This is a genomic window from Paenibacillus sp. BT-177, assembly GCF_025846815.2.
Taxonomy (GTDB): domain Bacteria; phylum Bacillota; class Bacilli; order Paenibacillales; family Paenibacillaceae; genus Paenibacillus; species Paenibacillus polymyxa_C.
This window is the reverse complement of sequence record NZ_JAOYTP010000006.1, coordinates 248,783-267,798: the sequence shown is the minus strand read 5'-3', so window position 1 is coordinate 267,798 and position 19,016 is coordinate 248,783. Positions and strand designations below refer to the sequence as shown.

The following is a 19,016-nucleotide window of genomic DNA, read 5'->3' as shown; positions in this document are numbered from 1 at the left end:
ACTTCACGCAATTATGGAGGTCAGTGACCTCGGCTCCTGTGCCCGCATAAGTTGTGAGAGAGAGGAGGGGGTACAATATGCCTCCCGGCAAATTCCCCAAACATGACAATCCACAATCCCGTTTACCCACGGCTCGTGGTATCCGCCGCGCATGCAGCAAAGAGTTGTACCGAACCTGCAAACGTCTGCCTGTTCACATTGCCCCTGATCTGGTCAAGCAGGGCGAGGAGCTATACTGCCGCAAGGTTGCTGGACACCTCATCTGGATTGCAGAAAACCATAGTAATCGCAAACTACTGTGCGACTGGTGGGACGAAGATGTCAGCGAGGAGCTCGCGGCATTGTGGAAGGTGGATCGTGATGTCTTGTGCACAGCTTTTAGAAGTGCCTATGGCGGGTAGATGTTTGCGTACAGCAACCATGAACTGTAAACTACAAAAAAGTGGAGCCACCCTGTAGTGGCTCCACTTTTGCTATATTCTTAGCTGTGTGTCTGCTGCTGTCCCGCCCCTTCGGGAAGCAAATCCGCACAGGCACGTTCCAAATAAGGATCAGCATGTATAAAATCCCGAAATGCTGTATACTCACGCCACAGAACGGACCATTCTCCCGCTTGGCCTTTGACAGCACGAATCAGAATATTTTTAGGCGTATGCTCCATATCGATAAATTCCAAGAGCTGTGTCCGATACCCCATCATATCCAGCAGCTTGGCCCGGATTCCATCCGTTGCCAGTGCAGAAAAACGCTCTTTTAAAATGCCATGGGAGAGCAAAGGCTCCAATACCGGATTTTCCAGTTGGCTAAACAGCTCATGCTGGCAGCACGGAACTGATAAAATGACAGACGCTCCCCAGCGGACAGCCTTTTCCAGCGCTGCATCTGTTGCTGTATCGCATGCATGCAAGGTAACGACCATATCCACCTGCTCCAGTTCATTGTAGTCTGCGATATCTCCGACCAGAAACTCCAACTGTCGATATTGCAGCTTTTGAGCCAGAAGATTACAGGTTTCAATGACATCTGCCTTCAAGTCCAAACCGACAATCTGCAAAGGTCGTTTTTGCTGTACTGCCAAATAATGATATAAGGCAAAGGTCAAATACGACTTGCCGCAGCCAAAATCTACAATCGTCAATGGGCGGCCTACCGGAAGGCTGGGCAATACATCCTGCACCATTTCGAGAAAACGGTTGATTTGACGGAATTTATCGTATTTGCGGGCCAGTACCTTACCGTCCTCATTCATAATCCCCAGCTCAATCAGGAAAGGAATACGCTCTCCTTCCTCAAGCACATATTGCTTTTTGCGATTATGAGACAGATCGGCTTTACTTTTGCTCGGTGATTTTGTCAGAATGGATACTTTATATTTTTTACTGATTAGCACCTGGTAGTCTGCATCCTTGGCACATAGAAGTCCTTGGCGGAATGTGTCCTCAAACAAGGCAGTCATGCGCTCATTAGCTTCGTCAGGGGTCAGATTTTCATGAATGACTTTGTTGCTGTAATGAAAGGCAAACTGGTAATGCAGTTTGTTTTTCAATTCCACAGGTTTGATTTGTACTTTAGTAAAAGAAGCATCCTCACGTTTTCGCAGCTGACTCAGCGTTGCTGTTATGAGGGATCCTCCCGTGGTCAATTGGTATACAAGTTCGCGCAGTGAATCCAAAAGGTACATCTCACTTTCTTTCATGTAATTGGGTGATCTCGGACAAACCCTCGATGATTTCCTGGCGTGAAATTCCACCCCGTTCTAGCTCTGCATCGGTCTTATCCAGTAACTGACTGTAAAATATCTCAGCTTCTGATCTCAGCTCCGGCTGCTCCCATGCCAATCCAAACCAGACATCTGCGGCTTGGTCCAGCCTGTTTTCCCGCTCATAATGAACAGCTAACAGCTTGCTGGTTTCCGGAGAAAGTTCATATTCATGAAGCAGTTTTACGATACACGCTATTCGTTCAGGCAGGACCTGTAGATCACGAGTCGCGCCATTCAGATCGCTGTACAAATATAAATGAAGAGATTTCATTAAAATTCGTATGCCCTCGTCTAATCTGCTGGTCTCCATGTATATAACAGCTTCTTCTTCCAGAATGCGAGCCACTTGCTGAAGCTCATCCGCTTCCATCCCAGGGCCCATTCGGAAAAGCTCAATAATTTGTTCCGGCGGCAATCGTCTGAGCAAATCTGAACGAAGGCGAAACTGCTTGTTGAGTAGTTCATCTAGTTGTTTTAGCGCTTCAACGTGTTTATTTTCACGCCTCAGACCGAGCACCGATGCTACTGCTGATGTCAATTCTTCCATCATGCTAAGCAAATAATCTTTTCTAAGCAAGCCGTTCCCTTCCTTTCATCCTGATGCCTAGAGACCCAGCAACCCTGTCCCTTCTGATTGTAAGACATCCTTGTCTAAAAGCCAAATGCCGCCGACATGGCGTAAACTCATTTAGCACAATTACAAATCATTTATAGCATCAATGATCCGGCACTCAGAAAATCACGTATAACACGTAACATTCGGGTAGCACAGTGTTTTATAGCCGTCATGTGATCAACTTCAAATACAAGTATTCGAAAATTTGATATTGATTCTCCGTTAGTCTCATGTTATTTTTGTTTCATAAGAAACAAAAATAATATTTTTAAAATATTGATTCGCGAAATAAAATATAATATTTATTTTCTCTAGAAACAAAATTATGAGTTAATATTATACGGGAAGGATGTTGAAGTATGGGAAAACAATTTAGTTCGATACTACCGGAATATCAGGAGTTCATACAGCGGCAGCATATTTTCTTTGTAGGATCAGCACCTGTATCTGAGACGGGGCATGTAAATATTTCCCCCAAGGGCTACGATTCTTTTCGTATATTGTCAGATCATAAGGTAGCCTATCTCGACTTGTCGGGAAGTGGCAACGAGACAAGTGCGCACATTATAGAGAACGGACGGGTAACCATCATGTTCTGTGCATTTGAAGGCGAGCCCTGTGTATTAAGACTCTTTGGTACTGGCACAGTCGTGTTGCCCAATACAAAGCGTTGGAATGAGCTCTATCCTCTCTTCAATCCACTGCCTGGGGCAAGACAAATCATTGTTGTTGATGTTCATATGGTACAACATTCATGTGGTTTTGCAGTTCCCTTCATGACTTACACGAGCGAACGGGAAAAGCTGAAGGACGTGGCGATTCAGATGGGCGAAGAAGCACTTAAAAAGTATGCATACGAGAAGAATTTAGAGAGTATTGACGGTTTGCCGACGGCGTTTGCCTTGAACAAAAACTATATGACCTAGGCATTTTGCACATTAACCAATAGGAAGCAACAAGTCAGCAAAAAACCGGATCCCCTCTGATACCACATCAGAAGGTTCCGGTTTTTAGACTTACCTTACTCTACTTTTTCAAGTTCTGGTCTAAAAATGACAAGATGGCATTCGCTAATAACTGCGGTGCTTCGATCAAGCTCATGTGTCCAGACTGCGGTAGAGTAACCTGGGTTACCCCGGTTCGATCTGTTGTAAACGTCCGTGCTGGAGGAACCGCCTGATCCTGCTCCCCTGCTATTAAAAGAGCTGGCAATGCAGAAGCCGACAGCACATCCCGACGGTCCGGGCGCTCGCGCATAGCCAGTGATGCTCCTACGGCTCCTTGAGGAGGTGTTTTGTAGCCAATTTCTTTGACTTTTAGTAGTTGGTTCGGCATCGACTCCACATGTTCAGGAGCAAACAATCCTGGTACGAGTCCATCTACAAAGGTTGTAATCCCTTCCGTTTGAATGGTGGATACAGCCTTGTTCCGCTTTTCTTTACCTTCGTCCGTATCTGCATAAGCCGTCGAATGAATCAGTCCAAAGGCTGTAAGACGCTCTGCATGTCTCTGTACCGCGGAAAGGGCCAAGTAGCCTCCTAGGGAGTGGCCAAACCATGCAGCCTGTGGAATGTCCAACTGTTCCTGAAGTTTAAGCACATCGTCTGCCATTTGATCAATCGTGTAGGCTCCGAGTGGAGCATCGCTGCGTCCGTGTCCACGCAAGTCTGGAACAATACAACGATAGCTTGGGGATAGCAAGGGAACAACCTCATCCCAATAGGAGGAGCTTCCGCAAAATCCGTGCAATAGAATGATCGGATCTCCTTTTCCTTGTTCGGCATAGCAAATCGTCGTTCCTTCGCATAATACCTTTTCCATGTGGAACCCTTCTTTCTCTGTATATAATCTATTCGTTCTGAATATATTAGTAAGTAGAACATGCTGATGTATATTATTAAGCAGACCATCAATATCTGAAACGGTAACCCGCTGGAAAATCTTGCGAAGCTGTTTTTAAACCAAATTCACAAGCCGCTGCATCTGCAATATATGCAGCCATCGTCATGACCAGGTGAAGCGACGTCATCTGGAGTGTCCAGTACGGTTTAGCACTGCGCTCATTCACAATCGCTGCAACGCTATAATGCCCGACAGACGGCAGAGACAGACCAACCGATCGCGCAGGGGTTAGCGGTTCACGGGCAACAAGGAACATTCCCGTTGAGCCATGCTGTCCAAGACAAGCATCTATGGCGATCACATGATGATCTTGGGGAATACGCTCCAAGTATGAAACCAGATGATCCGCATCACAAGGCTCCGTCATTGTGCCAATCACATTCGGAAAGCCTTGCTCCTTGAGCATGGTGCCTACCAGTGGCCCGAGTGAGTCACCCGACGAGCGATCTGTACCGATACATACAAAAGTCAACTTATCTATAGCATGCTGATGTTGAATTTCTCGGAAAAACGGTGCGAGTCCGTCGCGATCTGTTTTCTCTACATTAGTAGGTTCTAAGGGTGAGCGACCGGATGTAGAAGCTCGATTATACAAAGACAACTTTGTCCATCCTCCTTCATTCAGTTGTATATCGGTAATCTGGCTATCAGTACATTCTACAACAAAAACATGATACAATACAGGCAACTTCCCCTGTTATGAAAGGATGGAACATTAACGATGGATTTGTCTGTACCGTCTCATGCCAACATTGAGTATATGATTGAGGGCATTAAAACCAAGCTTCGTATGGCGAGTGGTGCTGCTATGCAGGCTTCCGCTTTCTCGCTAGAGCAATACGAGGACATCCATGATGTCTACGATATGGTGATCAGCAAGCCTAACCTCAGCATTTCAGAGGTTGAAGCCATTGTCTCCGAACTGGGTAGATTGCGTAAGTCCTCCTAAACCAGCTTGTAGGACAGACAGCTTGGCTATTTTAAGTTTGTCACCATAAATAAAGCTCGTATCTCCGGTCGTCTTAACAGACGCACAAGGGATACGAGCTTTATTTTTTCGATGCATATACGTATTTTCATACACTTCTTCCTACCCATGGACACTTCAAGGCAAATCTACTAATACCAGTTCAGATATTTCCTCATTCCCTGTAGCTAGTATCTTTAATGTACAGGTTTTTTGAATTCGCGCGGCATCACCAGGTCTTAACTGAAATTCCCCATCCTGACACGTAACTTCGACATGACCGCTAATGATATAAATGTGAGTACGGCGCTCTTCTTGCTGCGGATATTCAAGCTGCTGTCCCTTTTCCAATCTACTCAGATACAGATTTATATCCTGTGCAATGGATAGCGCTCCCTCCACCTCTGAACCAGACACTACAGGCTGAAGTCGATTTAGGCGTTCACTATGCTTGAATCTTTGTACCTGACAAGAAGGCTGAAGGCCAGGACTCTCAGGTAGAAACCACATTTGCAAAAAGCGAACCGGTTTTTCATCCCCAGGATTTCGCTCCTCATGTTCAATCCCGGTGCCTGCACTCATAACCTGGATCGAGCCGCTTTTCAGATCCTGTTCGTGGCCCAAGCTGTCGCTATGATGCAGAAGACCTTCAATTACATAGGTGACGATTTCCAAATCATGATGCGGATGTCTTTTGAACCCTTGCTGCGGTTTAAGCTCATTATCATTATGGGCTAGCATACATCCAAAATGGGCATTGCTCGGATCTTCATAATCTGCAAACGAAAAGCTGAACTCACTATGAATCCATCCTTTATTTGAGGTATGTCTCTCTGCTGATGTCACTATTTTAATCATCCTTAACACCTCCATGGATTTCAGTTCCGTAAAGCAGCCCTTACTTCGTGATTCCTAATCCACTTCCGGCCCTGGCATTACAAACGCTGTAATACGATCCCTTTACCCCGCACTTATATGCGTCAATCAGCCTATTGTCTCTGTCTGATTTTGCTCTCCAGTTCATTATTCGTTAAGTTAATAGTACACAAAATCAATCTATCACAGCCATAAGGAGGCGATTTACTACATATGCTATCCCATGAACCTCAACGATTCCGATTCTTACCAAGCTATTTGCGTCGCAGTCTATCCGCATCTATGATCATGATCGCTGTCTTACTTCTCATTGCCTATTCAGTAAGATGGATTGGCACAGCTCCTTTTCTATATTGGGATGAGCGCATTCAAGATATTGTTTTTCCAGACACAGCTGCTGCTCATTACCAACTGCTACCCGTCGCCATCTTCATTACATCGTTAGGCCCATTCCGCATATCATTACTGATAGCAATCGGTACCGCAATCTTGTGCTGGGTCTATCTCCGTTCAAAAGCGTACTCCTTTGCCATCCTAAGCAGCTTTACCGCGATGTGGGTGCTAAATACGATCATAAAAGAATTTTTACAACGGGAACGCCCGTCTCTTCAACATTTGGTGGAAGTGGGGGGTTACAGTTTCCCTAGCGGTCATGCAATGATTTCCATGGGATTTTACGGAATGATATTTGCCATTTGGGCTATAGAACGAATGGTTCATAAGCGAACATTCTTCCTTCCGTGTGTTCTTGGTGCATTGCTCATTCTCTTGATTGGCCTCAGCCGTGTATATTTAGGAGTTCATTTTCCTACCGACATTGTAGGTGGCTATATTGCAGGTATGATCTGGCTGGTATTTACCGTTCCCGTGGTCTATTGGCAAGCGCGTCTGTGGCCTTCCTCCCCTTCATCTCTCCCCCGTCCATAAGCATTCTAAGATGGCTTTTTGTTTCACTTACGGTCACAACGTTTATATACGAAGTAAGCAAGGCGAAGAAATAACGAAAGCTCAGCATTCATCAAAAACATTATCGTTGTGTGAACTCAGGATAAAGGAGGCGATCCTTGTGTGGGGAATTGTCCTAAGTGTTGTAATGGCTATTATTATCGGATTGATTGGCGATGCACTAGCTGGTCATGAAATGCCTGGCGGCATTGCGGGCTCTATGATTGCTGGATTTGTAGGAGCTTGGCTCGGTGCCATGATTCTAGGAGACTGGGGCCCAGTCATCGGAGATTTTGCAGTTATTCCAGCCATACTTGGAACCGCATTGTTCGTGTTCTTGCTCGGACTTGTGTCCAAACTATTAAGAAGGGCTACCTAACATTTATATATATTTTTTATTCTATAAAAGGAGTGATATATCATGAGTAACATGGACAATCAAAATATGGCAAGCACTTCAGGTTTTGCAAAGGGTTTATTCATTGGAGGTTTGATTGGTGCTGCGGCAGCCCTGCTGTTCGCTCCAAAACCAGGCCGCGATTTGCGTAGCGATCTGTCCGAAAAAATGACCGTTGTCTCCGATAAAACCAAGGATGTCGCATCCGTAGTCAGCAGCAAAGCAACGGATTTGGCTAAAACCGTTTCCACCAAAACAGCAGATGTAGCCAAAACGGTAGCCGAGAGCAAAGATAACATCGTATCCAGCGTAACTAAAGCCTCTGCGGATGTCGCTAATGAAGCGGCCAAACCAGATAAAGAGGTTATGGATGCAACGGCTCAGGCAGCCAAGGACACTCAGAAGCAATTAAATGCAAATTCCTAAGAGGAACACATTCCGATTACAACCAAAATAAGCTCCAAACACTGAACAGCCAGCATGCAAGAAGCTGGCTGTTTTTAAATGATAGAAAGGCTGGGATGACCATGAACAAACCACACTCCTATGGAGATGATCTTGCCCGGAACAACAAGAGAACCTTTCACCCCCTGCAGACACAAGATCAACCAGACGAGGTTTCATCCAAGCAGACCTCACCTACTCATGTTAAAAAGCATGATCATGAAAGAGATTTTGATGTGAATGAACATCCTTTTGAGCTGCGCCATGAGGTTAAGCGGCTTAATAAACGCTTAGATCAAATTGCAGATACATTGGAAAAAGCAGAATTCAAAGATATTATAGAGAACTACTCCAGCACAAAAAGAAGAATTATCAGCAATCTGACGGCTGGGATTTCACGAGGTCTCGGCCTTACACTGGGTACAGTGGTCGTACTCGCCTTACTCGCTTGGTTGCTCAGCTTCCTGGTGCAGTTAAATCTTCCGGTCATCGGAGATTTCATCGCCGAATTGTTAGGATATATCAAAATGAGCCAAGGTACTAAGTAATTGTCCCTATCTCAATTAAAAACGATCCTTCGTAACCGGTAATAGACTCCTCAAAGAGCCTCTAGTTACGATGGATCGTTTTTTATTTGTAAATTGCAACAGCTGTAATCAGCCACTACAATTTGTTACGCTTGTTTGTTTTTAATAAATCTCCCGTCCACCCCTTCATCATCAGCCAGCCGTACATCCCCGCCATACTTAGTAGAGTAGCGATAATCACGAAGGTAAAGCCCCAACCTGTTTTAATCCAAGGCAGATTTTCAAAGTTCATGCCCCAAATAGCACCCACTACAGTGGCAGGTGTAAATACAGCGGTCACAATGGTGAGCGTCTTCGTAATCTCATTGCCCCTAAATGCGGAAATGGCATCATCTATGGAGATCAGTGTGTCGATTTCCTTTTCATAATGGCGGAAAAGTCCCTCCATCCGAGTGACACGGTACAATAACTGCTTAAAAAAGCGATTCTCCTCCAGCTTATCCAGATATGCTTCGCGGGAAGCCGTGACCAGCTCTGAAAAAGGGATGAACATATTGCTCCAATACAATAGCTCGAAACGCGCATTCAATATAGAATCCATCAGCGTACGTGCATTCCTTTTCTCCATGTCCTCTTCCAGTCTTCTCAGGTTGATCTCAAACTTATCCATTCCCGTATGAAAATAATGAAGCACGGCTCTCGCCAATACGAACATGCCGTCTGCTGCATCCTCACACTGTTCCAGCATGGTTTGGCGTTCCGCGGTATGCATAATTTCACGTGTATTTTGGTCTAGATTTAAGGTCACTAGCTTCTGGTCTAGGACTAGAAAATAAAACTTGTTGCAATTACGCTGACTGTCGATCTCCTCCTGAACGGAGTAGATCAACGATCCGCACATCAACGGCTGATTGCCATCTGGAAAGCGCACAGAAATAAAACTGGATGGAATGTCCTCTACCTTATCCAGCCACTCTGCGGCTTCTGGGAGCTTCTCCTTCAAGTGCTGTATGACTGAATCCTGCCAGTCCGCAGCACAGATATCCCACCATTCCCAGCCTCCACGAAAGGTAGAAATCTGTTCAAATGCTGTCATAGATTCCATCCTTTCTTTGTTTTTTCCGCTTTATAAAAAGGACACGCTTCCCTAATTGGAATAACGTGTCCTTACGATGGGACGTCAAATATTATAAGCCATGAATTCAGCGATCTTGTCATGAAATAGAGGAATTAGACATAATCTGCTTCAACTTTTCTGTTGCCCGCTTCTGAATACGGGAAACGCTCATCTGTGATACGCCCAACGTCTGTGCAATCGCACGTTGAGATTGACCGTCCTGAAATGCCAGAAGAAGTACTTTCTGTTCCTGCTCTTTCAGTTGGCTTAAAGCCTGCTGAAGATCCATCCGTTTTTCCACAGTGTCAAAATCGTTAGCATCTGAGCTAATAAGCTCACCTAACGTAGCTGCACTCTCTTCCTGAGATAATGGCGAGTCCAGTGAAACATAGTGGTAGCACTCACGGCCAGCAAGCACCTCGATCGTCTCCTCAACGGTAAGGTCCAAATACTCCGCAATCTCGTTCACATTGGGTGAGCGTTCTAATTTGACGGTCAGCTCATCAATGGCATGTTGAACAAGCGCACCCTTTTCCTTGATGCGACGAGGAACCTGTATGTACCAGGATTTATCGCGCAAATAATTTTTCATATGTCCCAGCATACTTTTCATAGCGTACGGCTCAAATGGGATACCCAAGCTGATATCGTATTGCTGGAGCAGACGTATCAAAGCCATCTGACCGGTCTGATATAAATCCTCGTATAAGTCCGGACGGTTACGGGATATCTTCCCGGCAGCCATCTTGACCATAGGCTCATACTTGCGGATCAGCACGGTAGCAATTTCGTTATCTTTGGTTTGCTGGTACTCCCAGATTAGACCAACGGCTTCATCCATCGACTCCGGGGGAGTTACCTTTTCATTCATACTGTTTCCTCACTTCTGGTCAGACGCTTTACCAACACCACTTCGGTGCCTTTTCCTGTCTCATTCAAGATATGAACATCGTCCATAAGCGCCTGCATGAGATAAAAGCCCAATCCGCCGATCTGCGCATCATTCAACTCCTTGTCATGCAAGGAAGCGATACGAGTCGGGTCCTCCACACGTTCAAAGCTCTCCCCTTCATCTTTGACACGAATGGACAACGAAGCTTCGTCAAATTCGAATGTTACTTCCACGACTCCTCCCTCATGACCATATGCATAGAGAACAGAGTTATTACAGGCTTCCGATACGGCCACTTTCATGTCTTCAATATCCTCATAAGAGAATCCCATTTTCGCGGCAATACCATATAAATTTAATCTTACAATATCAACAAAGTCAGCTGTGGCCGGCAAATTAAGAACTACTTTTTGAATTTGAGCATTCATTTCTTTTTCTTTCCTTTCCTATTGGGAATTCTCCTGGGGGGCAAAGAATTTGGCAATACCGGTCATATCAAACAGTTTTTGAATCTGAGGCGGTACCTCTTGAACCGTAAACCGGGACTCCATCCCATGCCTTGCTTTTAAAATGGATAACAAAATACCAATGCCTGTGCTGTCAATGTATTTAAGGTCTCTCAAGTTAACAATCAAATCCTGGCTGGATTCCCCCACTAAAGGCTCCATGACCAGACGGAAATCAGGTGCTACCGAAAGATCCAATTCTCCACTCAGATAAACGGTATTTACACCATCAGCTGTTTCTGTGATCGCATTGAACTTCTCATTTTTATTTGTATTCATAGGCCTACTCTCCCAAAAAAAGATTTCCCTACATACTAACCCAAAATACGAGCGTTTGAATCACGTTATAACTTTTTATACACCTGTCAAATACCACCAGCTAAGCTTCATTGATTCGATCCTTACCTGGCTGCATTGGAAAATGGTCCGGCGAATGCCGGAGCAACGCCTGTTTTACACTGCTGATTTTAACGGGCTTGCTAATATAATCGTTCATTCCAGCTTCAATACATCGGGGCTGAATCCCCTCCATGACGTTAGCCGTCATAGCGATAATGGCAGGTTGGGATCTTCCCGCCAGTTGTTCACGTACTCTCCCCGTACACTCCAGGCCGTCCATTACAGGCATCTGCAAGTCCATAAAGATATAGTCGTAGTCTTGATTCGCAGTGACCATATCAAGCGCCTGTTGCCCATCTGCTGCCACATCTGAAGCCAACCCGAGCTTATCCAGTATATTGACCATCAGCTTCTGGTTGATGGGATGGTCATCCACGACCAGTACAGGTTTACGGGTTGGGGGCTCCTGTTGTGGAATTTCCCAATCATGGCTGGACTCCCCCTCCAGTTCATTTTCCTTAGCAACGCCAAGCTTCATTGTAAAATGAAACGCCACACCCTGTTCTCCACTTGTATCCACACGGATATCTCCGCCCATCATATTCACTAAGGTTTTGCAAATAGCGAGTCCTAGACCGGTTCCACCATATTTGCGTGTCATTGAAGAATCCAGTTGGGAAAAGGGATGAAATAGCCTTCCAACCTTGGCAGGATCAATACCAATGCCTGTATCTTTTACAGAAAACTCAACGGTAAGCCCATTGTCGCTACGCTCTTTAACAGATGCGAAGACATATACCCCGCCCTGATCTGTAAATTTAACAGCATTGGAGACCAAGTTAATCAGTACTTGACGCAGTCTACCCATATCTCCATATAACACGGGAGGCATCTGTTCATCGAGAAAATAAACCAGTTCCAAATTCTTGCGGTTCACCTCTACGGTAAACAGGCTGAAAACTTCCTTGATACAGGAAACCAAATCAAATGGATATTCCTCAACCTCCATCTTGCCTGACTCCAGCTTGGTAAAGTCCAGAATATCATTAATGACTGCGACCAGCGCGTCCGCACTGCGACGGATGATATCGGCATATTCCTGTTGATCGTTTTGCAGCTCTGTCTCCATCAGCAGATCAATCATACCAATGACACCGTTCATAGGTGTGCGAATCTCATGGCTCATCATTGCCAAAAATTCGGTTTTGGCATTGGCAGCAATCTCTGCCGCCTCCTTGGCGGCAATCAATTCGCTGTTCATCTTTTCCAGCTCCTGCGTCTTCTGATGAAGCAGCATGGACTGTGTTTTCAAGCGCTTATTTGTTAGATACATTTGTACGAAGCCTTCAATTTTGGACTTGAGAATTTGAGGGATGAACGGCTTTACCATATAATCAATACCGCCCGCTGAATATCCCGCAAACAAATGCTCCGCTTCCTTGCTGTTAGCTGAAATGAAGATAATCGGAATATCCTTCGTCTTCTCTCTGGCCTTGATTAACTTTGCGGTCTCAATTCCATCCATACCCGGCATTTGCACATCGAGGACAACGAGTGCAAATTCATCTTTTAATAGACATCGCAACGCTTCTTCCCCAGATGTGGCCTTTACCAGATTATATTGTTCACTCTCCAGCACTGCCTCAAGAGCGAGCAGGTTCTCAGGTCTGTCATCTACCAGCAATATATGAATCGGTTCATGAAGCCCCATGGAATCCTCCTAAGCATCTCTATTTAATCTTCCGGTATATCTTCTCTACCCGGTCCAGCGGCTCGTAGGAATCACTATAATCGGTGAAATGTATGGATTCCTTGGCCCCAAGCACCAACACACCAAAATGACTCAAGCTATCGTAAAACAACCCATGTACGTGGTTGCGAAGTTCGTCGTTGAAATAAATCATAACATTCCGGCAAAAAATAACATTGAACTCGTTAAAAGACCGGTCTGTCGCTAAATTGTGCTCAGCAAAAATGATATTTTTTCGTAAAAAGGGATGAAACATCACCGAATCATACTTGGCTGTATAATATTCTGAGAACGATTGTGTGCCCCCAGATTCCAAATAATTTTTGGTATACAGCTTCATTCGGTCGATCCCATATACGCCTTCCTTCGCTTGCTGTAAAGACAGGTTATTCATATCCGTCGCATAAATACGGGCCTTGTCATATAAGCCTTCCTCATGCAGCAAGATTGCCATAGAATATACTTCCTCACCTGTGGAGCAACCTGCATGCCAGATTCGGATATACGGATACGTTCGTAAAATAGGAATGATTTTTCGCCTGAAATTTAGAAACAGCTCCGGGTCGCGAAACATTTCGGTCACCGGAATAGAAAGACTCTGTACCAGTCTATCAAAGGCACTGCGATCATGCAGCACCTTCTCCTGAAGTCCTGATATCGTGCTTACATTCTCGGACTGCGCATGATAATAAATACGCCGCTTGATCGAAGGCAGAGCGTAGTTACGAAAATCATAGCCGTACAGCCGATGTATACCTTCCAGCAACAGCTCAATCTCAATCATTTCCCGCTCATTGTCATTCGATTTCACTTCATTAGCAGCATTATCCGCCATATCCTTCGATGTCATAATCTCTCTCCAATTCCTAAATAGGTTTTGCCTGTATCGCTCTCAAACATGTGTCGTTTTATATTACCCATTTTTTTGGATTACGAATACAACCACACTCGCATTAATGATAAAAGCTGTTCGGTTTGAATCGGTTTTTTTACATAATCGGAAGCGCCCGCCTCAATACACTTGGAACGATCATCCTTCATCGCCTTGGCTGTCAGGGCAATAATAGGCAACTTCTCGAATTGTGGCATTAACCGAATACGTCGCATCGCTTCATATCCATCCATTTCAGGCATCATCATATCCATCAGCACCAGATCAAAATCTGGCGTCTGCTCAAGCATTTCCAGTGCTTCCCTTCCATTTTCAGCAAAGGTAACCTCCATACGATAGCTTTCCAGCACACTGGACAGAGCAAATACATTACGAATATCATCGTCTACCAATAATATTTTTTTGCCTTCAAACAGCTCTTCCTTGTTATAAAGCTTCTGCAGAATTTTACGTTTGTCCTCAGGAAGATTGGCCTCCACCCGATGCAGGAACAACGTAGTCTCATCCAAAAGTCGTTCCGGCGATTTGACATCTTTAATAATAATAGACTCTGCATATTTTCGAAGTTGTGTTTCTTCCTTACTATCCAGATCTTTGCCTGTATAAATAATGATCGGCAGATCGGTGAGCTGCTCATTTTCCCGAATGCGGTCCAGCAATTCAAAGCCTGTCATGTCACTGAGCATCAGATCCAGTACCATGCAGTCATACCGCTGGGTAGCCAGCTCGTTTAGTGCATCTTTACCTGTCGATACCGCCGTAATGGCGACATCATCATGGTCGATGAGCTCAATAATGGACTTGCGCTGATTATCGTCATCCTCGACTACAAGGAGGCGTTTTACCATTTGGTCCGTATACGATTTTATATGTGAAAATGCCTTATCCAGACTCTCCTTCGAAGAAGGCTTTTTGAGATAGGCAATCGCGCCCATCATCAAGCCCTGCTTCACATCATCAATGACCGAAATAACATGTACTGGAATATGACGTGTCGATGAGTTTCCTTTCAGCTCGCCCAAAATGGACCAGCCATCCATCACAGGTAACTGAATATCTAATATAATAGCGTCTGGCAAATAAGAATGAGCCATGTTCAGCCCATCGTCTCCTTTGAGAGCGATCAGCGCCTTAAAGCCTCGGCTACGGGCCATGTCGTACAAAATATTAGCAAAATTAATATCATCCTCAATAATCAGCAGCACTTTATCCTGCGGGGTAATCTCGTTTCGGTCATCACCCGGATGTATGTCCTCCGCTCCGCTCTTCGCAGGCATCTGATATACAGGTAAGCGTTCAGCAGGCATAATCATTGGAAGATCTGCTTCCGCTGAAGCAGCGACACCCTCAAAATCCGGATGTACATCTGTACTGTCAAGCGCCTCTCTCGAATGAGAATCCATATTCTTTTCGGTAGGCGTTTGTTCCGGCAAATACAGTGTGAAGCAACTGCCCTGCCCCTGCTCGGATTCCACCGTAATGGCACCGCCCAACAATTTGGAAAGCTCACGGCTGATCGACAGCCCTAGCCCTGTTCCCCCGTATTTCCGGCTAGTCGTACCGTCTACCTGTTGGAAGGCTTCGAAGATCAGATCTGTTTTGTCTGAAGCAATTCCGATGCCCGTATCACGCACAGATAGAGCCAGATAGGATTTTCGTGGATTTAGCATACCCGGAAGCTGCTCTCCATTTACCCGAGATACCTTGAAACTTATAGAACCTTCCGTGGTGAACTTAAACGCATTGGACAGCAAGTTACGTAAAATTTGTTTGAGACGATAACCGTCACTAACAATGGCATCTGGCAAGTTCTCTTCGATTTCGGTATGCAGTTGAAGCTCACGTTTGGCCGCGACCGGAGCAAAATTCTGTTCAACAAACAGCTCCAGCTCCTTCAAATGGACCGTTTCATGATTAATATCCATTTTTCCAGCATCCACTTTGGATAAATCCAGAATTTCATCAATCATTTTCAACAAATCCGCGCCTGACATATAAATGGTTTGTGCATATTCCACCTGTTTGGGCTTGAGATTGCCTTCCTTGTTCTCAGACAGTAGCTGAGAAAGAATGAGCAAGCTATTTAGCGGAGTACGCAGTTCATGCGACATATTGGCCAAAAACTCGGATTTGTATTTGCTTGTGATCCCCAGCTGCATCGCCTGCTGCTCCAACTGGGCTCGTGCACGTTCGATCTCATCGTTCTTTTCTTCCACTTCTCGAACCTGTTCTTCCAGTGCTCTCGTTTTGGCAATCAGTTCAGTATTAAAATGCTCCAATTCTTCCTGCTGACGCTGTAATAATTCCTCGGAACGCTTAAGCTCCTCTGTTTGCTGCTCCAAATTCTCGTTGGAACGCTTGAGTTCTTCTTGCTGAGTTTGTAGCTCTTCAGACTGACATTGCAATTCCTCGGTAAGTGCCTGCGATTCGCGCAGCAATTGCTCAACTCGCATCCGTCCCCTGATGTTATTCAAAATGATCCCTAAGCTCTCCACTAACTGAGCAAACAGCTTCGCTTCCAGATCACTGAAGCGATCCAGTGACGCTATTTCCACGGCACCAATGCATTCATCATCGAACATAATAGGGAAAATCATAATTCCCACAGGCTTACTTTCTCCTAAGGCGGAGCCAATGGACAAGTATCCTTCAGGCGCCTCTGTAATCAAGATCGGCTTACGATCCAGAACACACTGCCCAAGCAAACCTTCGCCCACCTGGATAACGTCTCTGATCGAGCCTTCGCCAGTCACCTTTGCATAGGAGCCATACAACTTGAATCGGTGGTCTTCTACATCTTTTCCTTGCAGGTAGATGGCTCCGTAACTGCCTCCCAAGATGGGCGTAAACTCACTAATGAACATCTGAGCAACCTGCTCCAGTGAATTCACACCACGAAACAGCTCAGTTAACCGAGCAGTATTGGCATTAAGCCAAGTTTGGTCCTTCTGCGTTTGAAGGACGGAATGCTCGAATTTCCTTTTTTCATCCAGGTCTCCAGCCAATTGTTGAAACACACGAGCAACCTCTCCGATTTCATCTTTGGAGGCCACACTCATCCGGCTGATAGCCCTGTACTTTCCCTTTCCAAAGCCGCTCATCATGAGGTTAACGGTATTTAGGCCTTTGGCAATGCTCGGGAGCACCCACAAAATAACCAGTAAGCCCATGATCAGACCAGCAGCCATCAGGATTGTGGTAATCTGCACAGATTCCTCATAGGCCCGATTGGCTTGCTTCATATCGTTATCAATTTCCCGATCTTGAAAAACGGCAAGAGTATTAATGCTGTTCATTGCCTCCTCTTGAGCAGGCAGTCCAGTGCTATTACGGAAAGCATTAGCTTCCTCAATACGATCTTGCCCCAATAAGGAAATGAGTCTCTCTTCGTAGTTTATGAAGTCTTTCCATGCAGCAGCCACCCGGTCAATCTGCTGTTGTTCTTCACTGGTGCCAGAATCCGTTTGCAGACTAGCCATCACTTTCGTACCCGCAGCGGAAAGATCATCGAGCTCGCGTTTGGCCTCACTGACAGAGGAGCCTGGATTCAAGATTAGATTGGCCACCACTTTAGCCATATCGTTCACCTGTCCGCGTATAGCTGTTGTTTTCCGGACCTTCACATATCGTTCTTGATAAACCTGGTTCAGCTGTTCATTCAGGCTCCCCATCCGGTCATAGCTGATTAGCGTCAGCACAAGGAGGATCGCCATAAGCGATCCAAAGCCAATCAGCAGCTTATTTCTGATTTTCATGCAAGCTCTCTCCCTCTTTCAGCGAAATCCAGATCAGGCACTTATCATCATCGCGATCCTGCGGCCCCCCGTCATTACGAAAAAATGCATCCAGCATCGCTTCTTCATTCCATTCCTCATACTTACGCAGACAAGCAGTCAGATACTCCAATTGTTCCTCATATTCACCTTCTACCGCCTCCAGCAAGCCATCTGTATACAAAGCGATATGCCCAGTTCCTTCGTAATAAATCGTGTGCATCTCTGCATCAATTTTATCAAACAATCCGACCGGGCTACACGCACGGTCTAATTTGGTTATACTGCCGTCCTGATTGAACAGCAAGCCGGGAGGATGCCCTGCATTTACATAGTCAATTCGCCGTGAACGAGTATCAATCACCATGTAAATCGCCGTAAAATAATACTGTACCAGTTGCTTGCCCAAATCCAGTTGATTAAAACGACGATTCAGCTCTTGTATGACCTTCTCTGGCTCCACATACGTGGTCACCGTATCCTTAAGTACAGACGCAATGAACATGCAAAACAGAGAAGAAGAAATGCCATGGCCCATCATATCGAGCAAAATGACGGCATATCTCCCTTCCCCTAGCGGATACCATGAATATAAATCCCCCGCCAGTTCAAAGGAAGGCTGGTACAGTGCATTCGCTTGCAGCATCGGGTCCTGAATGGCAGGACTCAGCACCGCCTGCTGCACCATCGCAGCCAGCTTCAATTCATCCTGGATTCGCTGATCCCGGTCCTTATGCCAGTCCTTTTCCTGCTTGAGACGCAAGGCAGATCGAATACGAGCCATTAGCTCTACCTTGTTAATCGGCTTCGTGACATAATCGACGGCTCCCACATCCAAGGCTTCGGCCAATTTTTTAGAATCGCCTACAGCGGTAACCATAATAATCGGAATATCTTTTAAATGTTCATATTCCTGCACAATACTGCAAGCCTCAATGCCGTCCATTTCAGGCATCATCATATCCAGCAGCACCAAATCAATATCCGAAGGACGGGGCCGGAGACTAATAGTACGGTCGCCGATTCCTAGATGCTCCAGCATTTCTGCGGCCGAGCTGGCAGAGATCACATCGCGATAATTTTCTTTTTTTAGTATTTCACGAATAATAATGACATTCGTTGGATTATCGTCAACAATTAGAATTCTCATTGCTCTCTCCTTATCTGTAACCCATGTATTATACTATACCTGCTTAGGGGGCAACACCCATGTTGATTGGAAATAGCGTTTCCGTAAGCAGGCATTCCAAAAACATAGATAAGGAATGAGGCTGAAGCCCCATTCCTTATCTATGTTTTTGGAGAACCCGC

Annotated in this window: 20 protein-coding genes; 7 read left to right on the top strand and 13 right to left on the bottom strand. The window is 45.4% G+C overall.

Annotated features, from left to right (window positions below):
- Positions 1 to 77: 77 nt before the first annotated feature.
- Positions 78 to 401: a hypothetical protein gene (locus OIU26_RS19100; protein ID WP_025675428.1), complete on the top strand. Its 324-nt coding sequence runs from the start codon at positions 78 to 80 to the stop codon at positions 399 to 401.
- Positions 402 to 481: 80 nt separating this feature from the next.
- On the opposite strand, the gene OIU26_RS19095 is transcribed toward OIU26_RS19100, so the two are convergent.
- Together OIU26_RS19095 and OIU26_RS19090 are read right to left on the bottom strand one after the other, a co-directional pair.
- On the bottom strand, positions 482 to 1,696 hold the full coding sequence (locus OIU26_RS19095; RefSeq protein WP_264217688.1) for a class I SAM-dependent methyltransferase: 1,215 nt from the start codon (positions 1,694 to 1,696) through the stop codon (positions 482 to 484).
- Positions 1,683 to 2,339, bottom strand: coding sequence for a DUF6483 family protein (locus OIU26_RS19090; RefSeq protein ID WP_264217687.1), 657 nt, complete (start codon positions 2,337 to 2,339; stop codon positions 1,683 to 1,685). The genes OIU26_RS19095 and OIU26_RS19090 overlap by 14 nt, the downstream gene beginning before the upstream one ends.
- Positions 2,340 to 2,737: 398 nt before the next feature.
- On the opposite strand from OIU26_RS19090, the gene OIU26_RS19085 reads away from it, so the two are divergent.
- On the top strand, positions 2,738 to 3,304 hold the full coding sequence (locus tag OIU26_RS19085) for a pyridoxamine 5'-phosphate oxidase family protein (protein ID WP_044786238.1): 567 nt from the start codon (positions 2,738 to 2,740) through the stop codon (positions 3,302 to 3,304).
- Between the two features lie 100 nt (positions 3,305 to 3,404).
- Here the strand turns inward: OIU26_RS19085 and OIU26_RS19080 are convergent, their stop codons facing one another.
- Positions 3,405 to 4,199, bottom strand: a complete 795-nt coding sequence (locus OIU26_RS19080) for an alpha/beta fold hydrolase (protein ID WP_264217686.1) — start codon at positions 4,197 to 4,199, stop codon at positions 3,405 to 3,407.
- A gap of 88 nt (positions 4,200 to 4,287) precedes the next feature.
- Positions 4,288 to 4,881 (bottom strand): spore protease YyaC, encoded by a 594-nt coding sequence (gene yyaC, locus OIU26_RS19075; RefSeq protein ID WP_436449169.1) that lies wholly within the window; start codon positions 4,879 to 4,881, stop codon positions 4,288 to 4,290.
- A gap of 120 nt (positions 4,882 to 5,001) precedes the next feature.
- Between yyaC and OIU26_RS19070 the strand changes: the two genes are divergently transcribed.
- Positions 5,002 to 5,229, top strand: coding sequence for a DUF1128 domain-containing protein (locus OIU26_RS19070; protein ID WP_013373034.1), 228 nt, complete (start codon positions 5,002 to 5,004; stop codon positions 5,227 to 5,229).
- A gap of 156 nt (positions 5,230 to 5,385) precedes the next feature.
- Here the strand turns inward: OIU26_RS19070 and OIU26_RS19065 are convergent, their stop codons facing one another.
- A complete protein-coding gene (locus tag OIU26_RS19065) occupies positions 5,386 to 6,105 on the bottom strand; it encodes a pirin family protein (RefSeq protein WP_264217684.1) in 720 nt (239 codons plus the stop codon).
- A gap of 231 nt (positions 6,106 to 6,336) precedes the next feature.
- On the opposite strand from OIU26_RS19065, the gene OIU26_RS19060 reads away from it, so the two are divergent.
- From OIU26_RS19060 to OIU26_RS19045, 4 genes are all read left to right on the top strand, one after another.
- Complete coding sequence (locus tag OIU26_RS19060) at positions 6,337 to 7,050, top strand: phosphatase PAP2 family protein (RefSeq protein WP_264217683.1); 714 nt, start codon at positions 6,337 to 6,339, stop codon at positions 7,048 to 7,050.
- 139 nt (positions 7,051 to 7,189) lie between these two features.
- Positions 7,190 to 7,447 (top strand): GlsB/YeaQ/YmgE family stress response membrane protein, encoded by a 258-nt coding sequence (locus OIU26_RS19055; protein WP_165082502.1) that lies wholly within the window; start codon positions 7,190 to 7,192, stop codon positions 7,445 to 7,447.
- A gap of 42 nt (positions 7,448 to 7,489) precedes the next feature.
- Complete coding sequence (locus tag OIU26_RS19050) at positions 7,490 to 7,891, top strand: YtxH domain-containing protein (RefSeq protein WP_264217682.1); 402 nt, start codon at positions 7,490 to 7,492, stop codon at positions 7,889 to 7,891.
- Between the two features lie 95 nt (positions 7,892 to 7,986).
- Positions 7,987 to 8,457: a DUF5665 domain-containing protein gene (locus OIU26_RS19045; protein WP_090738246.1), complete on the top strand. Its 471-nt coding sequence runs from the start codon at positions 7,987 to 7,989 to the stop codon at positions 8,455 to 8,457.
- Positions 8,458 to 8,572: 115 nt separating this feature from the next.
- Here OIU26_RS19045 and OIU26_RS19040 read toward each other — a convergent pair whose 3' ends face one another.
- The 8 genes from OIU26_RS19040 to OIU26_RS19005 all read right to left on the bottom strand — a co-directional run bounded on the left by OIU26_RS19040 (position 8,573) and on the right by OIU26_RS19005 (position 18,855).
- A complete protein-coding gene (locus tag OIU26_RS19040) occupies positions 8,573 to 9,532 on the bottom strand; it encodes a magnesium transporter CorA family protein (protein ID WP_013373040.1) in 960 nt (319 codons plus the stop codon).
- A 118-nt stretch (positions 9,533 to 9,650) separates the two neighbouring features.
- Positions 9,651 to 10,424 carry a sigma-70 family RNA polymerase sigma factor gene (locus OIU26_RS19035; protein ID WP_013373041.1) on the bottom strand — a complete coding sequence of 258 codons (774 nt, stop codon included), beginning with the start codon at positions 10,422 to 10,424 and terminating at the stop codon, positions 9,651 to 9,653.
- A complete protein-coding gene (gene rsbW / locus OIU26_RS19030; RefSeq protein WP_013373042.1) occupies positions 10,421 to 10,873 on the bottom strand; it encodes an anti-sigma B factor RsbW in 453 nt (150 codons plus the stop codon). Before rsbW ends, OIU26_RS19035 begins: the two co-directional genes overlap by 4 nt.
- A gap of 18 nt (positions 10,874 to 10,891) precedes the next feature.
- Positions 10,892 to 11,230, bottom strand: a complete 339-nt coding sequence (locus tag OIU26_RS19025; protein ID WP_013373043.1) for an STAS domain-containing protein — start codon at positions 11,228 to 11,230, stop codon at positions 10,892 to 10,894.
- A gap of 100 nt (positions 11,231 to 11,330) precedes the next feature.
- Positions 11,331 to 13,001, bottom strand: a complete 1,671-nt coding sequence (locus OIU26_RS19020; RefSeq protein WP_137079256.1) for a response regulator — start codon at positions 12,999 to 13,001, stop codon at positions 11,331 to 11,333.
- Positions 13,002 to 13,020: 19 nt separating this feature from the next.
- Complete coding sequence (locus OIU26_RS19015; protein WP_025675409.1) at positions 13,021 to 13,890, bottom strand: CheR family methyltransferase; 870 nt, start codon at positions 13,888 to 13,890, stop codon at positions 13,021 to 13,023.
- Between the two features lie 80 nt (positions 13,891 to 13,970).
- Entirely contained in the window at positions 13,971 to 17,687 is a 3,717-nt protein-coding gene (locus OIU26_RS19010; protein WP_264217681.1) for a response regulator, read from the bottom strand.
- Positions 17,671 to 18,855 (bottom strand): fused response regulator/phosphatase, encoded by a 1,185-nt coding sequence (locus OIU26_RS19005; RefSeq protein WP_264217680.1) that lies wholly within the window; start codon positions 18,853 to 18,855, stop codon positions 17,671 to 17,673. The genes OIU26_RS19010 and OIU26_RS19005 overlap by 17 nt, the downstream gene beginning before the upstream one ends.
- Positions 18,856 to 19,016 lie beyond the last annotated feature (161 nt).

What these genes read in the sequence shown, in the direction of transcription:
- OIU26_RS19005 (WP_264217680.1), bottom strand. Translation starts at nt 18,855, where the DNA reads ATGAGAATTCTAATTGTTGACGATAATCCAACGAATGTCATTATTATT.
- OIU26_RS19065 (WP_264217684.1), bottom strand. Translation starts at nt 6,105, where the DNA reads ATGATTAAAATAGTGACATCAGCAGAGAGACATACCTCAAATAAAGGA.
- OIU26_RS19100 (WP_025675428.1), top strand. Translation starts at nt 78, where the DNA reads ATGCCTCCCGGCAAATTCCCCAAACATGACAATCCACAATCCCGTTTA.
- OIU26_RS19045 (WP_090738246.1), top strand. Translation starts at nt 7,987, where the DNA reads ATGACCATGAACAAACCACACTCCTATGGAGATGATCTTGCCCGGAAC.
- OIU26_RS19050 (WP_264217682.1), top strand. Translation starts at nt 7,490, where the DNA reads ATGAGTAACATGGACAATCAAAATATGGCAAGCACTTCAGGTTTTGCA.
- OIU26_RS19060 (WP_264217683.1), top strand. Translation starts at nt 6,337, where the DNA reads ATGCTATCCCATGAACCTCAACGATTCCGATTCTTACCAAGCTATTTG.
- OIU26_RS19015 (WP_025675409.1), bottom strand. Translation starts at nt 13,890, where the DNA reads ATGACATCGAAGGATATGGCGGATAATGCTGCTAATGAAGTGAAATCG.
- OIU26_RS19095 (WP_264217688.1), bottom strand. Translation starts at nt 1,696, where the DNA reads ATGAAAGAAAGTGAGATGTACCTTTTGGATTCACTGCGCGAACTTGTA.
- OIU26_RS19010 (WP_264217681.1), bottom strand. Translation starts at nt 17,687, where the DNA reads ATGAAAATCAGAAATAAGCTGCTGATTGGCTTTGGATCGCTTATGGCG.
- OIU26_RS19035 (WP_013373041.1), bottom strand. Translation starts at nt 10,424, where the DNA reads ATGAATGAAAAGGTAACTCCCCCGGAGTCGATGGATGAAGCCGTTGGT.
- rsbW (WP_013373042.1), bottom strand. Translation starts at nt 10,873, where the DNA reads ATGAATGCTCAAATTCAAAAAGTAGTTCTTAATTTGCCGGCCACAGCT.
- OIU26_RS19020 (WP_137079256.1), bottom strand. Translation starts at nt 13,001, where the DNA reads ATGGGGCTTCATGAACCGATTCATATATTGCTGGTAGATGACAGACCT.
- OIU26_RS19025 (WP_013373043.1), bottom strand. Translation starts at nt 11,230, where the DNA reads ATGAATACAAATAAAAATGAGAAGTTCAATGCGATCACAGAAACAGCT.
- OIU26_RS19080 (WP_264217686.1), bottom strand. Translation starts at nt 4,199, where the DNA reads ATGGAAAAGGTATTATGCGAAGGAACGACGATTTGCTATGCCGAACAA.
- OIU26_RS19070 (WP_013373034.1), top strand. Translation starts at nt 5,002, where the DNA reads ATGGATTTGTCTGTACCGTCTCATGCCAACATTGAGTATATGATTGAG.
- OIU26_RS19085 (WP_044786238.1), top strand. Translation starts at nt 2,738, where the DNA reads ATGGGAAAACAATTTAGTTCGATACTACCGGAATATCAGGAGTTCATA.
- OIU26_RS19040 (WP_013373040.1), bottom strand. Translation starts at nt 9,532, where the DNA reads ATGACAGCATTTGAACAGATTTCTACCTTTCGTGGAGGCTGGGAATGG.